General features: G+C 47.0%; 21 protein-coding genes and 1 pseudogene. 7 read left to right on the forward strand and 15 right to left on the reverse strand.

Translation table 11 applies throughout. The features are described 5' to 3' along the window. Window positions 1-40: 40 nt before the first annotated feature. The 3 genes from NZD89_RS12655 to NZD89_RS12665 are packed head-to-tail and all read right to left on the reverse strand — an operon-like array spanning window position 41 to window position 2,287. Entirely contained in the window at window positions 41-610 is a 570-nt protein-coding gene (locus NZD89_RS12655) for a UbiX family flavin prenyltransferase (RefSeq protein WP_499709996.1), read from the reverse strand. A 13-nt stretch (window positions 611-623) separates the two neighbouring features. Next, a complete protein-coding gene (locus NZD89_RS12660; protein ID WP_431308606.1) occupies window positions 624-902 on the reverse strand; it encodes a non-oxidative hydroxyarylic acid decarboxylases subunit D in 279 nt (92 codons plus the stop codon). Further along, on the reverse strand, window positions 866-2,287 hold the full coding sequence (locus NZD89_RS12665; RefSeq protein ID WP_268008048.1) for a non-oxidative hydroxyarylic acid decarboxylases subunit C: 1,422 nt from the start codon (window positions 2,285-2,287) through the stop codon (window positions 866-868). Before NZD89_RS12665 ends, NZD89_RS12660 begins: the two co-directional genes overlap by 37 nt. 181 nt (window positions 2,288-2,468) lie before the next feature. Here NZD89_RS12665 and NZD89_RS12670 point away from each other — a divergent pair, with 181 nt between their 5' ends. Beyond that, on the forward strand, window positions 2,469-3,350 hold the full coding sequence (locus tag NZD89_RS12670; RefSeq protein ID WP_268008049.1) for a LysR family transcriptional regulator: 882 nt from the start codon (window positions 2,469-2,471) through the stop codon (window positions 3,348-3,350). Window positions 3,351-3,934: 584 nt separating this feature from the next. On the opposite strand, the gene NZD89_RS12675 is transcribed toward NZD89_RS12670, so the two are convergent. Further along, window positions 3,935-4,459, reverse strand: a complete 525-nt coding sequence (locus NZD89_RS12675) for a phospholipase D-like domain-containing protein (RefSeq protein WP_268008050.1) — start codon at window positions 4,457-4,459, stop codon at window positions 3,935-3,937. A gap of 554 nt (window positions 4,460-5,013) precedes the next feature. Here NZD89_RS12675 and NZD89_RS12680 point away from each other — a divergent pair. Together NZD89_RS12680 and NZD89_RS12685 are read left to right on the forward strand one after the other, a co-directional pair. After that, window positions 5,014-5,858: pseudogene (locus NZD89_RS12680) on the forward strand (FAD-dependent oxidoreductase). A gap of 61 nt (window positions 5,859-5,919) precedes the next feature. Further along, window positions 5,920-6,600 (forward strand): TetR/AcrR family transcriptional regulator, encoded by a 681-nt coding sequence (locus NZD89_RS12685; RefSeq protein WP_268008051.1) that lies wholly within the window; start codon window positions 5,920-5,922, stop codon window positions 6,598-6,600. A gap of 208 nt (window positions 6,601-6,808) precedes the next feature. Here the strand turns inward: NZD89_RS12685 and NZD89_RS12690 are convergent, their stop codons facing one another. From NZD89_RS12690 to NZD89_RS12700, 3 genes are all read right to left on the reverse strand, one after another. Beyond that, a complete protein-coding gene (locus NZD89_RS12690) occupies window positions 6,809-7,672 on the reverse strand; it encodes a carbohydrate ABC transporter permease (protein WP_268008052.1) in 864 nt (287 codons plus the stop codon). 1 nt (window position 7,673) lies between these two features. Then, window positions 7,674-8,630 carry a carbohydrate ABC transporter permease gene (locus NZD89_RS12695; RefSeq protein WP_268008053.1) on the reverse strand — a complete coding sequence of 319 codons (957 nt, stop codon included), beginning with the start codon at window positions 8,628-8,630 and terminating at the stop codon, window positions 7,674-7,676. A gap of 70 nt (window positions 8,631-8,700) precedes the next feature. Continuing rightward, a complete protein-coding gene (locus tag NZD89_RS12700; RefSeq protein WP_268008054.1) occupies window positions 8,701-10,011 on the reverse strand; it encodes an ABC transporter substrate-binding protein in 1,311 nt (436 codons plus the stop codon). Between the two features lie 773 nt (window positions 10,012-10,784). On the opposite strand from NZD89_RS12700, the gene NZD89_RS12705 reads away from it, so the two are divergent. Both NZD89_RS12705 and NZD89_RS12710 read left to right on the forward strand, forming a co-directional pair. Next, the gene (locus tag NZD89_RS12705) at window positions 10,785-11,231 is read left to right on the forward strand and encodes a hypothetical protein (RefSeq protein ID WP_268008055.1); all 447 of its coding nucleotides are present in this window, start codon (window positions 10,785-10,787) and stop codon (window positions 11,229-11,231) included. A gap of 18 nt (window positions 11,232-11,249) precedes the next feature. Then, a complete protein-coding gene (locus NZD89_RS12710) occupies window positions 11,250-11,513 on the forward strand; it encodes a hypothetical protein (protein WP_268008056.1) in 264 nt (87 codons plus the stop codon). Between the two features lie 685 nt (window positions 11,514-12,198). Here the strand turns inward: NZD89_RS12710 and NZD89_RS12715 are convergent. Both NZD89_RS12715 and NZD89_RS12720 read right to left on the reverse strand, forming a co-directional pair. Further along, window positions 12,199-12,669 carry a hypothetical protein gene (locus NZD89_RS12715; protein WP_268008057.1) on the reverse strand — a complete coding sequence of 157 codons (471 nt, stop codon included), beginning with the start codon at window positions 12,667-12,669 and terminating at the stop codon, window positions 12,199-12,201. 323 nt (window positions 12,670-12,992) lie between these two features. Next, window positions 12,993-13,493, reverse strand: a complete 501-nt coding sequence (locus tag NZD89_RS12720; protein WP_326492931.1) for an MFS transporter — start codon at window positions 13,491-13,493, stop codon at window positions 12,993-12,995. Between the two features lie 616 nt (window positions 13,494-14,109). Between NZD89_RS12720 and NZD89_RS12725 the strand changes: the two genes are divergently transcribed. Further along, window positions 14,110-14,496: a M20/M25/M40 family metallo-hydrolase gene (locus NZD89_RS12725; RefSeq protein WP_268008058.1), complete on the forward strand. Its 387-nt coding sequence runs from the start codon at window positions 14,110-14,112 to the stop codon at window positions 14,494-14,496. Between the two features lie 217 nt (window positions 14,497-14,713). Here the strand turns inward: NZD89_RS12725 and NZD89_RS12730 are convergent, their stop codons facing one another. The 5 genes from NZD89_RS12730 to NZD89_RS12750 all read right to left on the reverse strand — a co-directional run bounded on the left by NZD89_RS12730 (window position 14,714) and on the right by NZD89_RS12750 (window position 17,077). After that, the gene (locus NZD89_RS12730; protein ID WP_268008059.1) at window positions 14,714-15,007 is read right to left on the reverse strand and encodes a spore coat protein; all 294 of its coding nucleotides are present in this window, start codon (window positions 15,005-15,007) and stop codon (window positions 14,714-14,716) included. Continuing rightward, a complete protein-coding gene (locus tag NZD89_RS12735) occupies window positions 15,004-15,237 on the reverse strand; it encodes a hypothetical protein (protein WP_268008060.1) in 234 nt (77 codons plus the stop codon). The genes NZD89_RS12730 and NZD89_RS12735 overlap by 4 nt, the downstream gene beginning before the upstream one ends. 62 nt (window positions 15,238-15,299) lie before the next feature. Further along, the gene (locus NZD89_RS12740) at window positions 15,300-16,436 is read right to left on the reverse strand and encodes a zinc-dependent alcohol dehydrogenase (protein WP_268008061.1); all 1,137 of its coding nucleotides are present in this window, start codon (window positions 16,434-16,436) and stop codon (window positions 15,300-15,302) included. Between the two features lie 13 nt (window positions 16,437-16,449). Continuing rightward, window positions 16,450-16,848, reverse strand: coding sequence for a spore coat protein (locus NZD89_RS12745; protein ID WP_268008062.1), 399 nt, complete (start codon window positions 16,846-16,848; stop codon window positions 16,450-16,452). Between the two features lie 19 nt (window positions 16,849-16,867). Further along, window positions 16,868-17,077, reverse strand: a complete 210-nt coding sequence (locus tag NZD89_RS12750; RefSeq protein WP_431308607.1) for a spore coat protein — start codon at window positions 17,075-17,077, stop codon at window positions 16,868-16,870. Window positions 17,078-17,246: 169 nt separating this feature from the next. On the opposite strand from NZD89_RS12750, the gene NZD89_RS12755 reads away from it, so the two are divergent. Further along, complete coding sequence (locus tag NZD89_RS12755; protein ID WP_268008063.1) at window positions 17,247-17,507, forward strand: hypothetical protein; 261 nt, start codon at window positions 17,247-17,249, stop codon at window positions 17,505-17,507. 54 nt (window positions 17,508-17,561) lie between these two features. Here the strand turns inward: NZD89_RS12755 and NZD89_RS12760 are convergent, their stop codons facing one another. Further along, window positions 17,562-19,163 carry an APC family permease gene (locus tag NZD89_RS12760; protein ID WP_268008064.1) on the reverse strand — a complete coding sequence of 534 codons (1,602 nt, stop codon included), beginning with the start codon at window positions 19,161-19,163 and terminating at the stop codon, window positions 17,562-17,564. Window positions 19,164-19,306 lie beyond the last annotated feature (143 nt).

The raw sequence follows: 19,306 nt of genomic DNA on the forward strand, positions 1-19,306 counted from the left end.
TCATCCGGGTGAAGGGATATCCCTCATCCGGATGACATTGCTATTGATGAGAAAGCCATCTTTTGGCTAAGTTATGTTCAATTCCGAATTGATCCATCGTACGAGCCACTACATGGTTAATGACATCATCTAGTGTTGACGGTTTGTTATAGAACGTAAGCATCGGTGGTAAAATGACAGCGCCAGCATTGGAAAGCCCGAGCATGTTTTCAATGTGTATGCTACTTATTGGTAACTCCCGGGGGAGAAGCACCAATTTTTTTCGTTCCTTTAAGATGACATCAGCTGCCCTCGGAATCAAACTATCGGCAAAACCGACACGGATTGCCGCGAGCGTCTTCATGCTACAGGGAGCAATCACCATCCCATCGACACGAAACGAGCCACTTGAAATGAGAGATGCTTGATTGTCTGGCGCGTACACATGGGACGCAAGTTTTTTTACATCGTCCGGGTGGTAGGACGTCTCGATTCGCATTGTTTTCTCGGCCCACTCGGACATCACGAGATGCGTCTCGATGCCACAATCCTTAAGCGCCTCCAACAACCTAATTCCTAGGATGCTTCCCGTTGCGCCTGTCATTGCTACGATAATTTTCACGTCTGTCACCTTCTCAGGAGCTCTAACTTCTTCTTAGAGCAATTGCGGGATGGATTTGGTACTTGCTCATATCCGACGGATTCACCTTAAATCGTGGGTTATATAATTCTGGATTCGTGATCGATTCTGGCTCCGTCGATCTCCATGTAAATGTACAAACTGGACAGACGTACATGATCCAACATCCTTTTACAGGTGATTCACAGAGAATCTTTGTCTCGTTTGAATCACAACGAGGGCAAGTATTCATGCTAATCCGCTCCTTTACTTGTTCATCAATTGTTTTAAGATTGTCTCCCATTTCGCCGTGTCCCGAGGTGGCTCTACTGTTGGAGCAAATGTTTCTCCTCGAGTCTCTGGTGCCTTTGGTGTAGTGGCATCGATAATTAGTTTGTGTGTGATACCCGGGGGGTCAGAACTCGGGTCTAGCGACAACACAGATGCATTTGGAATGACCACCAAATCTTTATCTGGGGCAACTCGGGTGGACAATGCCCACATAACTTGGGGTAAGTTAAACGGATCGACAAAGTCGTCGACAACAATTACCAGCTTGCAATAACCCAATCCGTGAGGTGTCGTCATAGCGCGCATGCCAACGGCTTTGGCAAAACCCCCAAATCGGGTTTTTGTAGAGATAATGGCCGCTAATCCTTGCACAAAGTTGGCATTGACGGCCTGAACTTCAGGGAATGCCTCTTTCAATTGGTGATAAAGGGGGACGCATGTGTTTATGCTGGTTATAAAATCCATTTCAGTCGGTGACATTCCTAAATACAAATGTTCAAATATGGGATTATCTCGGAAGTAAATTGCCTTGATTTGAATGATTGGTTGATGTCGAGCATCTGAATAGCTACCCGTAAACTCTCCAAACGGACCTTCAAATTCCCGATAACCTCCAATTAGCTCGCCTTCGAGTACAACCTCTGCACCCCAGGGAATATCCAAGTTGGAATGCTTGGAACGGACAATTCTGTATGGTTCACCTTGAATCGCACCTGCCATTTCGTATTCTGACTGCTCATAAGTAAGAGGTGAACCTGCAATGGTAGTAATCACAGGCTCATTTCCAATGGCTATGGTTACCGGTAAGTTTTCCCCGCGCTCCTCGGCTTTTCTCAGATGAATACCAATGTCGTGTGTAGGAATGGGTTGAATGCCGAGTCGATCTTTACCTTTTACCTGGATTCTATATATTCCTACATTTTGTTTTCCAAAATTATCAGGGTCGTCAGGGTCTCTACTGATGACACAAGCCTTGTCAATGAAACAAGCAGAGTCCTCACGATTCAAACGGAACAGAGGGAGTATATCAAAAAGGTTTATGTTTTCCGTTATCTCGTTGGCGTGAAACGGCGCTGTGTCAACCCTTTCGACCGGAATAGGAAAATTACTCCAACGACGTGCGAATTCCAAAAACTGCTCTTTGACTGGGGTATCCTTCGGCAGTCCCATCATCAGTGCATGATTTACCCATGAACCATGCACGTTGAGTGCAACGCGTCCATTATTGTAGCCGAGAATATTGTTGAAAAGCAGTGCAGGAGCCTGGTCACCAAGGTTGTTGACAGCACGGGCAGCCGAGCCTAGATCTGGCTCGGGATTGACTTGTTGTGTAACACGCAAAAGCTGCCCTTCCGCATCGAGCTTTTCCAGAAAGGAACGTAAATCTCTGTAAGCCATGCACGACATCTCCTTTGTGAATAAGTTCAACTGGACGACTCGGACAAGTTCGCTTGACCCAATTGAATCCAAGCCATCATGTTGTTGGTACGCCAATTACGCTATCACTTGCTCAACCATACGTAAAATATATATAATCAATGTTGTTCATAAATTTTATTAATGATAGAGGGCGAACGATTTGGACTTAAAAAAGTTTCTCTACTTTGTAACAATCGTGGAGGAAGGTCAAATCACACGCGCTGCAAATAAGCTGCACATGGCACAACCGGCGTTAAGCCTGCAACTGAAAGCAATCGAAGAGGAACTCGGTGTAACATTAATCGAGCGCAACAACAAGAGCATTGAGCTCACGCAGGCTGGAGCGACTTTCTATTACAGGGCGAACGAAATATTAAACTCTGTAGACGGAATGCTCTCCGAAGTAAAGGAGCAAGGTATCGGCATTCGTGGAAAACTTTCGATAGGTACAGTGATGTCATGTGTGTCTTATTTACCGAAAGCAATTAAGATTTTTCAACAGCAATATCCTGCCGTAACTTTTCGATTGTGGGAAGGGGATTCTCACAGGGTGGAAGAATTGCTGCAAGCTAAAACCATTGATTTGGGGATAACGAGACTGCCCTTAGAGTCCGACAATTTAAACATAATTCGTTTAAATGCTGAACCCTTAGTGGCTGTACAGCCGAATGGTTGGCATGTTTTTGCAACACCTACAATTTGTATAAAGGAACTGGAAAAGTATCCTCTCATGGTTTTGCACGGCCAAGGGGGGAAAGGCATATTTGAAATGTTTGTTGAGACGTGCCAGGCTTTTGATTTCAACCCTAAAATTATTTGTGAAAGTCCAGATGTTGCAACATTGCTAACGTTAGTAGACTCAGGTATAGGGATAGCTATTGTTCCGAAATTAGCAATACAGTTGAGACCCACGGGAACGTTAAAATACGCCGAAATTACACCTTTGTTAAAATCGGATACGGCGCTTATATGGCTGAAAAACCGGCGCCTTTCTAAAGCAGCCGAACATTTTAAGGATATACTCCAAAGTTCGGTTAGGTAACGGGTTAAATTATTCATATAAAGTCATACGAACTCCAGCAGGCATGTCCAGTAGTCAGTTAGACTCTTGTGCAAGAAATGTGGAAAGTTCGACTGCAGTAAAAGTGGGAATTGGACTTATATCGTCAATAATTCAACCGTTCGTTCCAATGGCAATAAGCACTTCGTCAGCCGGCTTAGGGTATGGGACTGCAGTTACCGTTGATTTCCCATTCCTTGATACAGTGTAGCGTTCGTTGCGAGGTAAATCGCTCATGGCAACAGCTTCTATTTGTTTGTAATTGTAAATGGCAATGTTGGAATATGTACGTTCAGGCCCTTTCTCTCCTTACTCCTTTAACGTCCATTTATTTGGGCGTTATGTTGGTAGAATCCGAGCATTTCAGGAGTATAGAAGGAGGTCATTTTAAGGAAGCTGCGGCGAGCTGTGTCTTTGTGTCGGGATGGGAAGGAAGCAACATCACTCAAAGTCTCGCCGCCGTCCTTATATGCTAACAATACTCGAGGTTTCGATACTTCGCCTCTTTGTCATCGTGGGTTTCCTGCGTGCACCCAGCCTTGTGAACAATGAATCTATGCTGAGCGTCAGACCTGATACTGAGGTTCATTTTGCAAAATCCATTGCCACAGCTGACCAAAAATTCCGTCAAGGTAGGAGGCGTACTCTGGCCAGTCCGAAATTGATACACTGTTTATCTGTTTGAACGCGGAGGGGGAGTAATTCAAACTGCCATCTTCAACATAGCGATCATCAATCCACGTTGATTTAAGGTGGACAATCTGTCCAGACTCAGGACTTGTCCCGATGACAAAGTCAGTACCATCTATCCAACCTTCTTTTAAAAGTTGCTGAATATGTGGGTTTTCATACGCACCTTGAGATTGACTGTGATCAAAGATAATCTTCACGTCGATCCCACGTGATTTTGCAGCGATGACATCGTCGTAATAAATCGCTAAGGTATCCGAATAAATGATTGTTCGCATTTTACGGGTAGCAGACCCGAGGAATGCGGACATTGCTTTCACACCATCAACGTAAGGTGTGATTAGGCGTGTTTGATCCGGATTACCCTTAATGACACCAAGTGCCCCCAAGACGTTATCCACCGAGTACACCTCCGAAGGATTCCCGTTTTACCCAATCGGTGCAAGTCAAAAGTCACTCACGGCCTTCAATCAATTAGTTCTCCGTGTCCGTTTAATAATCCTGCTAATGGATTGTTAAGATAATGAAACATGGAAAAATCAGACAAATTGTAGGGGCCTTGCTTAGATGGTCTAAGTAATGGTAGAGTACGACATTACATTACGCAAGAATTGCGCACGACGCGATGCAATGTTCCTAGTCGTCAAGAGGGCTTGCTCCATTGACGCAAGGCTTATCAGTCGTACGTTTTAATTATCTTGGTCGATACGCTTTTCCGAGAGACGAACACCGTTCTTTACGAACAGTGTTCGTTTTGCTGTAAATGAGTTGTTGCTAAAGTCCATGACTATTCCCGCCACTAGAACATGTCGTCTTTCCGGATTACGGTTACGATCACATACCTTTCTCACCGGATTAATCGCGTTACCGGAACATTAATCTGTTCAGCAATTGGGCTACGCATTTGGTTATACAGAAGTCGGTGTTTTGACAATCACCTAAGGAGTTGAACGGGATGAAGAACACATCTACGAAACAACGCCGTATTGCGATTATCGGAGCAGGGCCAGGTGGACTGACGTTGGCCCTGATTCTGCAGCGTCACGGAATTCAACCTGTTGTGTACGAGCGAGAGCCACATGACAAAAGCAGCGAAAGAGGAGGATCTCTAGATATTCACGAAGAATCCGGGCAACGAGCTATTAAGGAGGCGGGGCTATATGATAAGTTTCAGGAGCTTGTGCGCTACGAAGGTGAGGATTTTCGTATCCTAGATAAAACCGGAAAAATCTATATCGATGAAGTTACTGAACCGGTTGAAAAAGGGGAGCGGCCTGAAATTGACCGAGGTACGCTCTGCGATCTGCTGTTGAGCGGCCCTTGACTCCGACTGCATCAAATATGGATATAAACTGGACCGGGCGATTTCTCTCGAGAATGGTATGACTGAGCTTCATTTCGAGAACGGGGTTACCGATACCGTGCATTTTCTTGTCGGAGCCGACGGAGCATTCTCTCGTGTTCGTACCCTACTCTCGGATACCGACGTCGAATACACAGGTCTTACCATGGTAGAGCTCAATGTTTTGAATGTGGCCGAGAATCACCCGGATTTAGCCGAATTCAACAGGCGTTGCAGGAGAAGGTGTAAACCTGGCTATGTTGGATGCTTTGGAGCTGGGGCGGTCCATCATCGAGTTCGATGATTTAACTAAAGCAATTGAGGCGTACGAGGAAAGGATGTACGAGTATTCGTCCAAGAAGGCGCGGGAGTCATATGATAACCTGAAATTGTGTTTCTCTGACGACGCGGCGGTTAAACTGACCAATTTGATGAACAGTTATCGCCAACCAGACTGAGACGAACTATGTTCGAAGCAGAACATTTTCTGTAACTTTCTACGCGTGGTATAAAGGACATATGATGAATCCAACTCGAGGTATTAAAAGTCGGAGAACTCGACCAGCCAAGGATCCTCTAAGCCGCGAAATTATCGTGCAGACGGCCTACGAGCTGCTTAAGAAACAAGGCATACAGGGGATAAGTATGCGTAGGGTAGCAAAGGAGCTAGACACGGGCCCCTCTTCCCTGTATGTCTACGTTAAGAATTTTCAAGAGCTGTGTGCCTTTGTATTGGATTACGGTCTTGGTCAGTTAGTGTTGCCTACTTCAGCAGAGGGCTCTTGGAAAGAGAGGCTGTTTGATGCGCTTGATGCGTATCTCATGTTGTTATTCGAACAACCAGGACTCGCAGAGTTGTCACTCACCACGATTCCGATGGGAACGAACTCACTTCGCTTGATCGAATTTATTCTCTCCGCGTTGTATGAGGGAGGAGTTTCGTCGAAGGCTGCGGCGTGGGGTGCAGATTTGTTTCTGTTTTACGTCTCTTCTACAGCATTTGAACACGTATCTTGGAAGCAAGATGGAAATGACCACATGTCAGTCATAAAGCAATCGTTCCAGATGGTCAATCCGGTACATTATCCCCTCATCGCAAGTCTTAAAGAGGAACTGTTCTCTGGAGATACGGAAGCGAAAGAGCGCTTTCGCTGGGGACTAGAAGTAATTCTGCAGGGAATTTTGAAGACACGACACTAGACCTTCAGCACTTAGGGGAGGTTTAGCGCAATCGACTTCCGGGACGCCGTCAGTGAACAGCTGTTTCCCGAGTGTGGTACATCCCGGATCGTTAACCGTTCCCTCCAATATACCAATAACTGCTCCGTAGCACGGCGCATAAACTGCACCAAGGGGCTGGCCCTAAGCTCATATACAATCACTTTGAGACAGCCCCTCCTATCAACACTTACTTCGATGCATTAATGACAATGCCTTTAATAAAATACTTCTGCGCCAAGAAGAACAGAATCAGAAGTGGAATCACCGCGACAACGGATGCGGCCATCAACAGGTTCCACGGTGTAGCACCGAATGCTGCCGAGAAGTTTGCTAATCCGAGCGCGATCGGGAACTTATTTGTCGTGTTCAAATAAATTAGCGGTCCCATTAAGTCATTCCACCGCGCCATAAATTCTAAAATCCCTACCGTAGCCAAAGCAGGGGTTGACAACGGTAAAATCACGCGGAAGAAAGTGGTGAAGTACCCACCACCGTCAACTTTGACAGCTTCGTCAAGTTCTCGAGGTATTCCCGCAAAAAACTGACGCAATAGAAAAATGTTAAAGGCACTTACCGCAAAAAATGCCGGAACGGTTAAAGGCAGATATGTGTTGATCCAGCCAAGCTTGACAAATTCCAAATACTGCGGAATCATCGTGACCTGCGCCGGCACCATCATGGTCGCCAAGACGAGGCCAAAAATGATGTTCTTTCCTCGGGCCCTCAGCCTTGCGAAGCCAAACGCAACAAGTGCGCAAGAGATGGTCGATCCGACCACACACACAAGCGAGTAACAAACTGTATTTAAGAGATATCTTCCAACTGGTTCGACAGTAAAAATATCAATAAAATTGCGCCAACGAAACGGATGCGGAATCCATTGCGGAGGCATGAGGCTGACAGCCCCTTGCGTTTTTAGAGATGTTGCGAGCATCCAAATAACCGGAAACAAGAAAAATGCGGATCCTATGATTAAAAGCGTATAAACGGTCACCTTGCCCGGCGTACTCAAATTACCAGGTGAATATTTTGCACTCATTTCTCTTGCCATCTTAATTCCCTCCGTGTGCTGAATCTCCGTAATACACGTATTTCTTTGAAACATGGAGCGACAAGAACGTCAGCAAAGCAACGATAATAAACAGTATCCATGCCTGTGCAGATGCATAGCCCATGCGGAATTGGTTGAATGCTGTATCGAACAAGTAGTAGACATAGAAATATGAATTGTAGTTCGGACCACCTTGTGTGATCACATAGGCTTGAGTGAATACCTGAAAAGAATTGATAATACCGATAATCACGTTGAAGAGTATGACAGGGGAAATGAGTGGAACAGTAATCTTGATAAACTGCTGAAACTTACTTGCACCATCTAATGCCGCGGCCTCATAAACATCTGTTGGAAGGCTTTGCAAGCTTGCGAGGAAGATGATCATAGTGCCGCCTATTGACGTCATCGTCATGAGTACAAACGAAGGGACAACGGTGCGGATACCGGAAAACCACAGGATACCGTGTATGCCAAGGAAGGACAGCAAGTAGTTTACAACGCCAAACACCGGATTAAGCAACCACGACCACAGGAACGAAATTGCCACGCCAGAAACAATGGAAGGCGCATAGAAAATCGTTCTGAAGAACGCCTGTCCTTTTACTTTTTGATTCAAAAGTACGGCCAACAGCAAGGCCAAAACGATGTCAAACGGTACGGACAGCACCGTGTAATACAGCGTCACGCCAAGCGACTTATAGAAAATCGGATCCTGAAAGAGATCGATGAAGTTTTTCAAACCGACGAATACTGGGGCAGACATCACGTTATATTTTGTGAAACTCAGAAACAGGGAAGCGATGATGGGGCCGCCGGAAAATGCCAAAAACCCAATTACCCAAGGAGAAATAAAAACCCAAAACATTCGCTCTTCCTGACGCTCAGATAGGCCGCGTTTGGGCCGGGGTTTCTTTACCTTTGTGATGACTGGCTCTTTTGTAACCTGGGTGATCATACGTATACGCCTCTCTTTCTGACCAAATTTCTCTGTTCACTTTGCTCAGGCACAACTCGTTTGTATGCGCTTACTCAAACGGCTTTAATCCAGATTTAATTTGCGCAATCGCACTGTCGATACTCAGTGTGCCTGAATAAACAGAGTTGCCTGCTTGATTGAGCACATTTAAGATGGCGTTGTAGTACGCAACCATATGGTTTGGGGACTCTTCCCCGCGGGCGGTGGCACCATCCTGCACTTGCTCCAGCTGTTGCACTGGAATCCCCGTTTCCTTAGACGTCCGTTGATACCACTCGTTGAGCAAATCCTTTTGAGGCGGTGTTGCATCCGTCATTTCCATGTACCATTTTAAACCAGTATTCGGGTTGACAATCGTCTGCAATAACTCCCAGGCTGCCTGTTGATGTTTGCTCTTCTTTGCAATCCCCATGCAGTCGGTGTATAGAAAATCGCGTTCTCCAGGACCTGTATACGGCAGGGCTGCTACACCCCAATGAAACGGTGCAGGTTGATACGTCCATAGCCCCCAACCACCGGTAAGCTCCATGGCCACTTTGCCGGTCAAGAACGGATCACCAAGGGCGTTGAGTGCGTTGGTTTCGGAAGCGTTGGGAGAGACCTTGCTTTGAAATACCAGATCATAATGCGCCTGCATGGCCTTCTTATTTAGAGGATTGTTTAACGCTGGGTGCACAACACCCGTTTGATACGTCTGTTGTGTAAAGAAATCTCCTCCCCACAACCAAGAGTCCTCGTTCGGATCAAAGGAATCGAGAACCCCGTACTGTTCGTTTCCGGCACTGCCCTTGGTCAACGCCTTGGCGTCCTCGACCATCTTCGCCCAAGTCCATGACTTGTCATTCCAATTTGTCGGCGGATCCGGCAATCCAGCCTTTTTAAACATGTCCTTGTTATAAAATAGAAAAGATCCTAACTGGTTCATCGGAATAGCAAGCAATTGCCCATTTACGGTATAAGTGGCCACTGCTTTCGAGTTAAAACCTGCAAGCAGCTTCGGATCCTTTTTAAGGAAGGGTGTCAAATTCAACAAATCCTGTTGGTACGTCCGAAATCCAGCGTTGACCCAGTTCGGCGCAAATACATCTGGCGGATCCCCAGCAGCAAACATTGTTTGGAGTTTTTGATCGATTTCGGATTGGGGAATGACGATAAGCTGCACCTGAATATTCGGATGTTGTTTCTCAAAATAGTTGATAACCTTTTGTTCCCACTGATTTTCAGCAGGCGTACCTCGAACCATCCAAGTAATAGTCGTCTTGTTTCCAGAAGAGCTTGAACCGCTGCCACATCCGGCAACCGTGCTGGTTAAAAATCCTACTACGCCTAAGGATACAGCTATCTTCTGTAAGCGCTTCATCGAGTTCCCCCATTTATCAAGTTCAATATAATGAGTGTGTTAACCGCTGTATAGAATAGTATTCGCATCTTTGTCTCTATTTCCTGTATGTTGAATGAATATTGAAAATATTACCGTTCTATTCCTAACGTGATGAACTAGTCAAAAAGACGGTTGTAATACCCTCTGACTACAATCACCATCATCGAAGGTTTATTTCTTCAACGTCAGCAGTGGCGGGAGTTAGACATGGTTATCAGTGCCTAAACCGTGGGCGAAAACTGAATCTTCCGACCTTGGCTTGTGCATGAGTATTCATTTTAACCATTCGTGCTTTAATGTCACATATGGGTAGGTTGGTTTAAGAAAAACGAGGATTTTTTGAGTGATGGAGGTGAGTCAGTGAGGAATATTGTTGACCACTCGAAAGATCAAGGCATTAGAGCTACGGGTCTAAGACCATTTTATCATGACGATAGGCTATATTTTCATCACACGTATCTGAAGATTATTTGTTAAGTGACATCGTTGTATCCGCTTAACGTGATCTCCTTGGCACTCTAACATGTATAGAGTATATATCAAATAAAAATCTATACATGTTAGTTATGAGCGTTTAGTCGTGACGAGGAGGTAAGGAGTATGAAGGCGGCCGTATTGCATAAATTCGGGGAAATCCCGCGATACGAAGATTTTCCAGACCCAATCCACGTTTCCCTCAATCGTTGGATTCAACGGTATCGGAGCACTTAAAGACGGCAAGTTGGTTGGCTTTGGCGGAGTGAAGGCGCCCTATGGAGCTATGGCTGAAAGAACTGTCGTGCCTAAAGAATATACCGTCTCGATTCCAGAAGGAGTCGACGCCATCACAGCGGGCTGAAAAGGGATGGGACGTCATTCTTGATTTCTTGTGGGGACATGCCACCGAGACGTTAATTCGTTCTCTGGTGCCACAGGAATTGGGCTTTGCAAAAAGGAGAACACGCCTTGTTCAGATTGGCGAAAAATCAGGATCAACCATTTCACTTTCTGCTGATTCACTGCGAACAACAGGGATCGAGATCATGGGAGCAAGCGCAGGTATCACACCCGAACTGCTCCAAGAAGGCACCAATCAGGTGTGGGTTTGGATACAAAATGGAAAGTTTCGCATGGATATTGAAAAAGTCGCTCTTCAAGACATTGAAGCCGCATGGAAACGTGATGATTTTCGAGGTAAGAGAGTAGTCATTGTCATTTAGGAAAGGGGGTGAATTTGTATGCTGAATTACATTCAACGCTGGCATCGAAAAACCGTTCGTAAGATCGCTGCCACATTTGGACTTCCAGAAGACTTGAGCCACCATGATCGGGCACACGTTCCGCAGCGACACGTAAAAAAACCGCACGCCTTTCATCATCGCCATAACCAACGTGTCGCGGACTGGCACGCACAACATGCCGCTGAAGTCATGGAAGGGACGACTCGGTTACGTCGATGGGAAAGATTCGTTTATAAGCAGATAAGTCGCGTTGCCAGGTAGCAAAGGGAGACCTCATTTTAGACTGTTCCTGATGATGGGAGCAGTCTTTGCTTTTCGAGTACAAGCATCAGCTCGCCTCGTCGAATATTCAGTAGCAACTTATTGCACCCAAGGGGTCATTCAATAGCGACACGATTTCTTATTGGGTTAATCGCCTACACCTTCACCCGCGAATCGTTATGATCCACACTTCATCTTTACACAAATCCTTTCCTTTTAAACACGTGATACAGTGCAAGCCAACAGCTTTGAACCAGTAAATAAATGGGGAATGAATAAGCGAGCTTATATCCGTGCTGATAGTGAAAGACCCCAAGAATCACAGCAATCCACTCAACTCCAATCGAAGCCAGAGACCAAACTAATATATAAATTGGGATGCGTGAGGGCCTTAGTTTAAGCCAGTCATAGATGTAGAAGAAGAAATAACTGAACGGAGCGTACATCAAGTATGACAAAAGGTCCATAAACTGATACTCGGATACATCATTTACATCATAAAAGCTAACCGGTTCAACGCTCAATGAATGATCGAAGAAGAATCCGCTGTATACGCCGCACATCGAAAAAACAGCTACTGTCTGTCTCGAAAATCGTTTCGGGGAGAGCACCATGCAAGCTATTCCAATGCATAATGACACAATGATAAACCACTCATTTGCGTTGAAGTGGTTGTCGTAGATAATCACGTGACCTTACCTTCCGTCTTCTTTATGTAAATGATAAACCACGTCATCAGTCTCGCGAATGTAATATAGCCGCAAAACATAAAAGCGGTATAACCTACATTCCAGTGAGGAGTGGTCAAGATCCCCAACCATACTAACGACTTTTGTAACATGACACCCGATAGCACGACAACGGCTACCAGACACCATTTTAAGAGCCTTGATGAATAGAGCAGGAAATTCGACGTAATGACGAGCACGACAGGAACACAAATCAAGCGCATCACCAGATCTGCAAGTGCCTTCTCCACACTCTTGCTTACATCCATCCAGTGAAGATTTAAATGAAACAAAGTAAACGCACTGAGTTCAAAAATAGTACATACAAAGAACAGGAATACCATTTCAAGTGCCGTTAGTTTCTTGGGAATAAGCGCAAGGATTAGGATTACACACCATGTGATGAAGACACAAACCGCAAGTGACACCGTGATTGTCCTCCATTCAAATCCACCGTCCCGAATTTGCATAAAGCACGACGTAGGTCAGAAGCCCCCGTAAACTCCGTCAATGCGACTTCATTCCAGTGTTTTCTATCTGATTACATTTTATGTAAATTAGAGAATTATTTGAAGAGGAGTGGACGACTAAACAGCTTCTCTACAAACTCTATACAAAAAATTGAGTTTAGTGCGCATAAGAGGACGAGAACTGAAATCGAATTTCGTTCCATAGAGGAAGATGTTTGAAGATGGATAATGAGTGTAGGGATAACTGTGTTTGTGATCTGTTCGAAGACGTGAAAAACCGCCTAGAAAATCCTTCCCCAATACCAATACTGCACAATGAATCCGCCGACGACTGGTCCTACAATGCTGGATAGGGCGAAGATGGACCAAAACAAACCTTGGAACTTTCCTCGCTTTTCACGAGGATAAATATCAGCGACGATGGTAAACGCTACCGGCATCTGGCTACCTGCTCCAAGGCCTTGTACACCTCTAAAGATGACCAATAAAAGCATGTTCTTTGCCAGCCCGCATAAGACAGAGCCCGCGAGAAAAATGAACAAGCCGGTCAAGAAAAGCTTTTTTCGCCCGAACAAGTCACATAATTTTCCGTAGATCGGCATGGTTGTCGTAGTGGTGAGCATGTAAATGGAGAACACCCAACCATACAGTGAAAGTCCGCCAAGGTCTCTGGCGATTGTTGGCATCGCGGTTGATACCACGGTTTGATCCAGCGAGGACAAGATCAGCGCCATCAATAGCCCTGATGTGATCAATTTGGTTCTGTGATTCTTGTGCTCCATTTCGCAGAGTTTCCTCCTATGTCCTTGGTGCTCCACAAGAGGCCGGCCCTGTGTCACGCTAATACAAAAACACAGAAAAAAATAGACTTTTTCCTTTTCCTGAGCTATCATCTTGATTAGGTTATGCCCATAATGATTCTCAATAATTTCCTCTTCGATTTACATCATCTCAGCTCGTTTCAACCCGATGCGTTCTCAAAAAAACTCTATGTTATCACTGCAAACTCATCCCGTTTACCTGACTTCAGAGCGTCAAAATATTTGTGATACGCCTTCACTTGTACTTCCCCAAGTCCGTTGTGCGGCAACGCTTTGGAGTAGCTTCCAATTTTGTTTGAAAAACGAAATTCATCTCCGTTACATGGGTGAAGCACCAAAGGAAGTTGTCTGTAGAATTTAGCGACCTTTGCGCGAACCTTAAAAGCTTTTTCACGACGCATTGACGGTGATAAGGGACCTGCCGGGAGTCTCATTCAAGACGTTTCTAAATTGCCGCTCCGGTTATCGTCATCGTCGTTTCTATTTTGGAATATGAGATTCTTCGTACCTACCATCTCAGCGTCGGGAAGTTATGTGTTCCCGGGCGGTTCCAATTGTTGTCCCAGGGCGAGTGCTCATGTCGGTGGATGTGCGAGACGTAGATCGGCATCGGCGCGCCTTTGCGCTAGAGAAATTGCGTGTTCGTGGGCACGAAATTGCAAAACAGCGAGGGTTTGAGATTCAGTTTTTCGAGCGCCTGACCGTCGCTCGCGTCGCGTGCCACCCTGAAGTCGTGTCCGTGATGGTTGAAGAGGGACGCAACATGCAGCTCAAGTGTCCAATGATGATCAGTGGCGCAGGGCACGACGCACAACTGATGGCCGCCATCACCGACGTGGGCATGGTCTTGATTCGCTGCAAGGACGGGATTAGTCACAATCCCAAGGAATTCGCAGAAGTGGGAGACATCGCGCTAGGAACCGAACTCCTATCACGTGTGGCCTACCGTTATGCGATGAAGTAGAATCCATCCCTTGGTTTCCAGTGCATCCTGACTACCTGAGAGAAATTTTGCAACTCTCGCACTCAGGCCACCCAAATGAATCGCGTATCAGCGGAGAAAATAACCGATAAAGTCACTCCGCGGTCGGTAAACTCAGCGGGGTGACTTTATTGATTAGAGTAAAGCCATGATCAACGATGCTGATGCTCTTGCGTACGACGGGCGTAAGTGACGCAGATTATTGGATGTTCAATGCGGTTTGGGCGTTTTGAAGGTCTAATGATATTTGCTCTTGTGGGTTGTAGGCGTGATACCATCCCTGGTCCATCATGTATTTCGACACCTTCTCGTGGGTGTCGATGGCGTCTTCGAGGTGTTTACGAAGCACCGTACGAATCTCAGCCGAGGCTGTTTCTGTAATGGCAACTGAGTAGTTCCACACGCCAGTTTTGGCTGTTATGAGTAGATCGGTAGCGACGACCTGGTCTGTCATATCAGCAGTTCCAGTGATATTCTCGATAATCGGGTTCACTGTTGTACCACTCCCTGATGCTCCGTCATGATGCTCGCACCTGACAATAGGCCTTGTAGCTCCTGAATGTGCTGCCTGTCCGTTGCGGCACATGTTTCAAGCAGACTGTTGAGATGCCCGTCACTGACCAGTGCACGCATCGTACTGGATTTTGTCATGCACACGTTCTTAAACGTGAGCAGCTCATGAAGTTCCATCGTTTCATGAAGTGCGAATGCCTTTTCAGCCATGTCTATCTCCTCCATCGTCAGTGGGATGGCCTGTGGTGCCGTTGGTCGACAACTTCACGTGCTTAGGGCTTGAGAATGACTTTAATGCACCCGTCGGATCGCGAGTCAAACAGTTCGTACCCGTGTGTGGCTTGGTCCAATGGAAGCACGTGTGTGATCACGTCACCTGGGTCTACTTTTCCCGTGCTCACTAACTCGTACATGTACGGCATGTAGTGAACGACCGGAGCCTGGCCCGTTCGAATGTTAATGTTTCGATTCATCAGGTGTCCTAGAGGGAAGCCGTTATACCGAGCGCCATAGACGCCGGTGATTTGGATGGTTCCGCCTCTACGCACCGCCTCCGTTGCGATTTCAATGGCCCCTAACGTGCCGCCTTGAAGCTTCAAGGCCGTTTCAATCACCTCGATCGGCGTCATCTTTCCGTCCATACCTACGCAATCGATGACCACGTCCGCGCCGCCTTTGGTGAGCTCGTTTAAGTACACCCCGGTGTCTTCCTGTTTCTCAAAATTGACCGTTTCGACATTGTTTGTTCGCTTTGCATGTTCCAACCGGTATTCGAGATAATCCACGGCGATGACACGCTTCGCACCTTTCAGCCAAGCGAACTTCTGGGTGAGCAGCCCAACCGGGCCACAGCCTAAAACCACGACTGTATCGCCCTCTTTAATACCCGCATTATCTGCAGTCCAGAACGCCGTAGACATGGCATCTGCAATCAAAGCGAGTCGTTCATCTTCCACCTCACAGTCATCTGGAAGGCGAAACGATGAAAAATTGGCAAAGGGCACGCGTAGATATTCGGCTTGGCCGCCAGCATATCCGCCGGTGGTGTGGGAATAGCCAAAAAAGCCGCCGGTGTCCTCGTACGGGTTGGCGCGCTCACACTGACTTTCTAACTGATGAGTACAATAAAAGCATTCACCACACGCTATATTGAACGGGATGATGACACGGTCTCCTTTTTTGAGTTTTGTGACTTCTGGACCTACCTCTTCTACGATCCCCATCGGTTCGTGCCCAATTACATAATCCGTCGGAAGGCCTGGAATCATCCCGTGAATGAGGTGTAAATCCGATCCGCAGATGGCCGAGCTGGTGATTTTTACGATCATGTCATCTGGCTTTTCGATCTTGGGATCTGGAACATCTTTGACCACCACATTTTTGACACCTTGATACGTGACTGCTCTCACGTGATATCACCCCTTAATTTGGCTTTTGTGGCGTGTCGAAAGTTTCCAGTACCTTGATGCGGTCCTTAAACAACGGCATTTGTGCGAGTCTGGCGGTCATTTGCGCCGACTTTACGTCAAGTTGAAACTGTTCTCCAGGATTATACGGATGCAGCCAACCTTTCTTGATCATCAGTTGGGACAGTTTCTCGTGCATGTCCAAAGCCTGTCGTAACTGATTGCGTACTTCCGTACGCACCTCAGGGGTCGCACACTCGGTTAAGGACATGGCGGTGTTTCTAATCCCACTTTTCACCGTAAGTAAAAATTCGAGCGCTGCAGATGCATTCGCAAATCCAATCATGTCTGTAAAATCCTCTATATCCAATGGGTGGCCCATGTTGGGATTTTCTGCACTGTTTTGGTCTGTCACTCCGTACCCACCTCCTCAATCACTGTGCTTGTGCCCGTGTTAATAGTGCCTGTAAGTTGTTTAGCGCCTGCAGGGACTGCTGTAGGTCTAACTGCATTAACTCTTTAAGCTCCCTGTCTGTCACTAAACCATCCATCGCTTTCGCTTTCGCTGTACAGATGGTTTTGAAATTCAGCAATTCATGGACTTCCATCATTTCATGTGCTGCAAGATGATTTGGTTGCTGCAACTACGTACACCTCCTCCGCGGAATGTGACCGCGTAATTACAGTGCTCCAGTTGCGCCATGAATAGACTATCCGGATGTGTAAATTTTTTGTAATGCAAGTGTCGAACATTGTCGATTGCTAAAGGAAGACTTGGAGTAAATCGTGTTGTGCGGGGCAAGGGAGGTAAGTATGAATCACACTGATGAGAATGCTCCGCTGAACAAGGCGAGGTCATGTCAAATTGCCAGACATGAAGTGAATTCCATCGCCGAGGCCGATTTTCAGGTCGATCCTACGAGTGGCTCCTACATCGCACCGTTTCTACGGTTCTTAGATGAAGCGCACGTCGGTATGGTTCGAGTCAATCTCGAGACGGCTGGAGTGGAATACTTGAGAAGGGTGTCCCGTCACAGGCACGAAAAATGCCTTGAGGGACACCCTCGTGTTTGAGTGACCGGGATTCTTATTACGACATGCGGGATGGACCAGATTTACACGATTTTGTCAGGTGGAAATCGGCATGTCATTTGTCGGCGCTTCACTTGCTCTCAACGTGGAAACCTGTTTCGCTTGTATCCCGCTGTGGATGGACCAGTAATAGAAGACGAGGGATACGGCAGCTACCACCAGAATGTCGAGTGGATACGGGATGATTGGGTGTGGTGCGCCAAAGTTTTTCGATCCGACGTAGGTCAGCAGTAATAGTACGACGAGATAGAGGACGAGCCAAATGCCTGCTTTGATGTGCTTCCAGCCATATGGCGCTGTGTTCTCTGGAAAACTGGATGCGCCGTAGGCGTACATGATCGCTCCGAACAGCACAGCCAGCAGTAAGATGGAGTCAGTTGCCCAGCCTGACCAATAGATGATCAAGGTGGCTGCGATAAACGCGAGCGGCCCGACCACCTTGAGGCCGGGGAGTCGGAATGGACGCTCCAAATCGCTCGACGTTCGACGCAACGTCGCCGTGCACACAGGTCCAATGATGTAAATCAACGCTGTAGCTGACGATACGATGCCAACGAGTGCAGACCAAGACGGAAACGGCAGTAAGAAGACGTAACCGACGATGAGCGTCATCAGCATGGCCCACACTGGAACGCCGGTCTTTGGGTGAACCCACAAAAGTACCTTTGGAAAATAGCGGTTCTTTGCCATCGCGTACATGATCCGAGACGTCGAGACCATATAGACGTTGCCTGTACCCGATGGAGACCAGATGGCATCGGCAAATAGTACGGTGGCCCACCAGCCGAGCCCAAGCGTTCCTGCAAGGTTGACGAAAGGTGAACTAAACGTGATTCCGGCCCAACCGTGTGCCAAGTCCGATTTCGGCATCGAGACCACCCAGGTTATCTGCAGCAAGACGTATACGATGATGGCGATGAATACGGACCAGATCACCGCGCGCGGAACATCCCGCTGGGGGTGCTTCGCCTCACCTGCCATGTCCATGGCTTGTTCGAACCCAAGGTAGGCATAAAGGATGCCGCCGAGCGGTACTGCAGCAAAGATCGCCGATGAGCCATAAGGGGTAAACCCGCCGGCGGTAAAGTTCCCTGGGTGAAACGCAGTGAGAAGCAGCAGGGCGATGGTGACAACTGGTACGATAATTTTAATGGCCGTCCATACGGTGTTCGTCTTTGCAAAAACGATGACACCGAAAAAGTTCAAGAAGAAGAAAACTAACATCAGCAGTGCGGCCACGAGGAGCCCGACGCCCGTAAGACTGCCGTGTGCGTAAAGTCCTGGGATGTAATAGTTGGCGAACTGTACTGCTGACTCGGCCTCAATCGGAGGTGTCGAGGCAAATCCTAAGATCATCGCCCAGCCGAGTAGAAAGCTGACAAAAGTGCCATGGGAATACTGAGGATAACGGACAAGCGCGCCCGCCTCCGGGAAAATGCCACTGAGTTCCGCAAAGGTAAGGCCGATCAAAATGACTGCGATGCCGCCAATCAGCCAGGAGAAAATGGAGGCCGGACCTGCGAGCGAAGCTCCTCGCCAAGACCCGAATAGCCATCCTGATCCGATCACGCCACCCATGGAGACCATGACGAGATCCCAAAAATTAAGATTTCGTTTTAACTTCGGCTCAATGCTCATCAAACTACCCCTTTAATTTCGAATATACAGATAATGCGGAAGTGGGTGGAGATGTGGTTCACTCATCAGGACCGAGAACCTAGCGTTGAGACTATGAGAGATCTGAGATGCAAACGCTAAATTTCCTATCGGATGTTAGGGAT

The sequence above is a fragment of the Alicyclobacillus fastidiosus genome, assembly GCF_026651875.1.
Classification (GTDB): Bacteria; Bacillota; Bacilli; order Alicyclobacillales; family Alicyclobacillaceae; genus Alicyclobacillus; species Alicyclobacillus fastidiosus.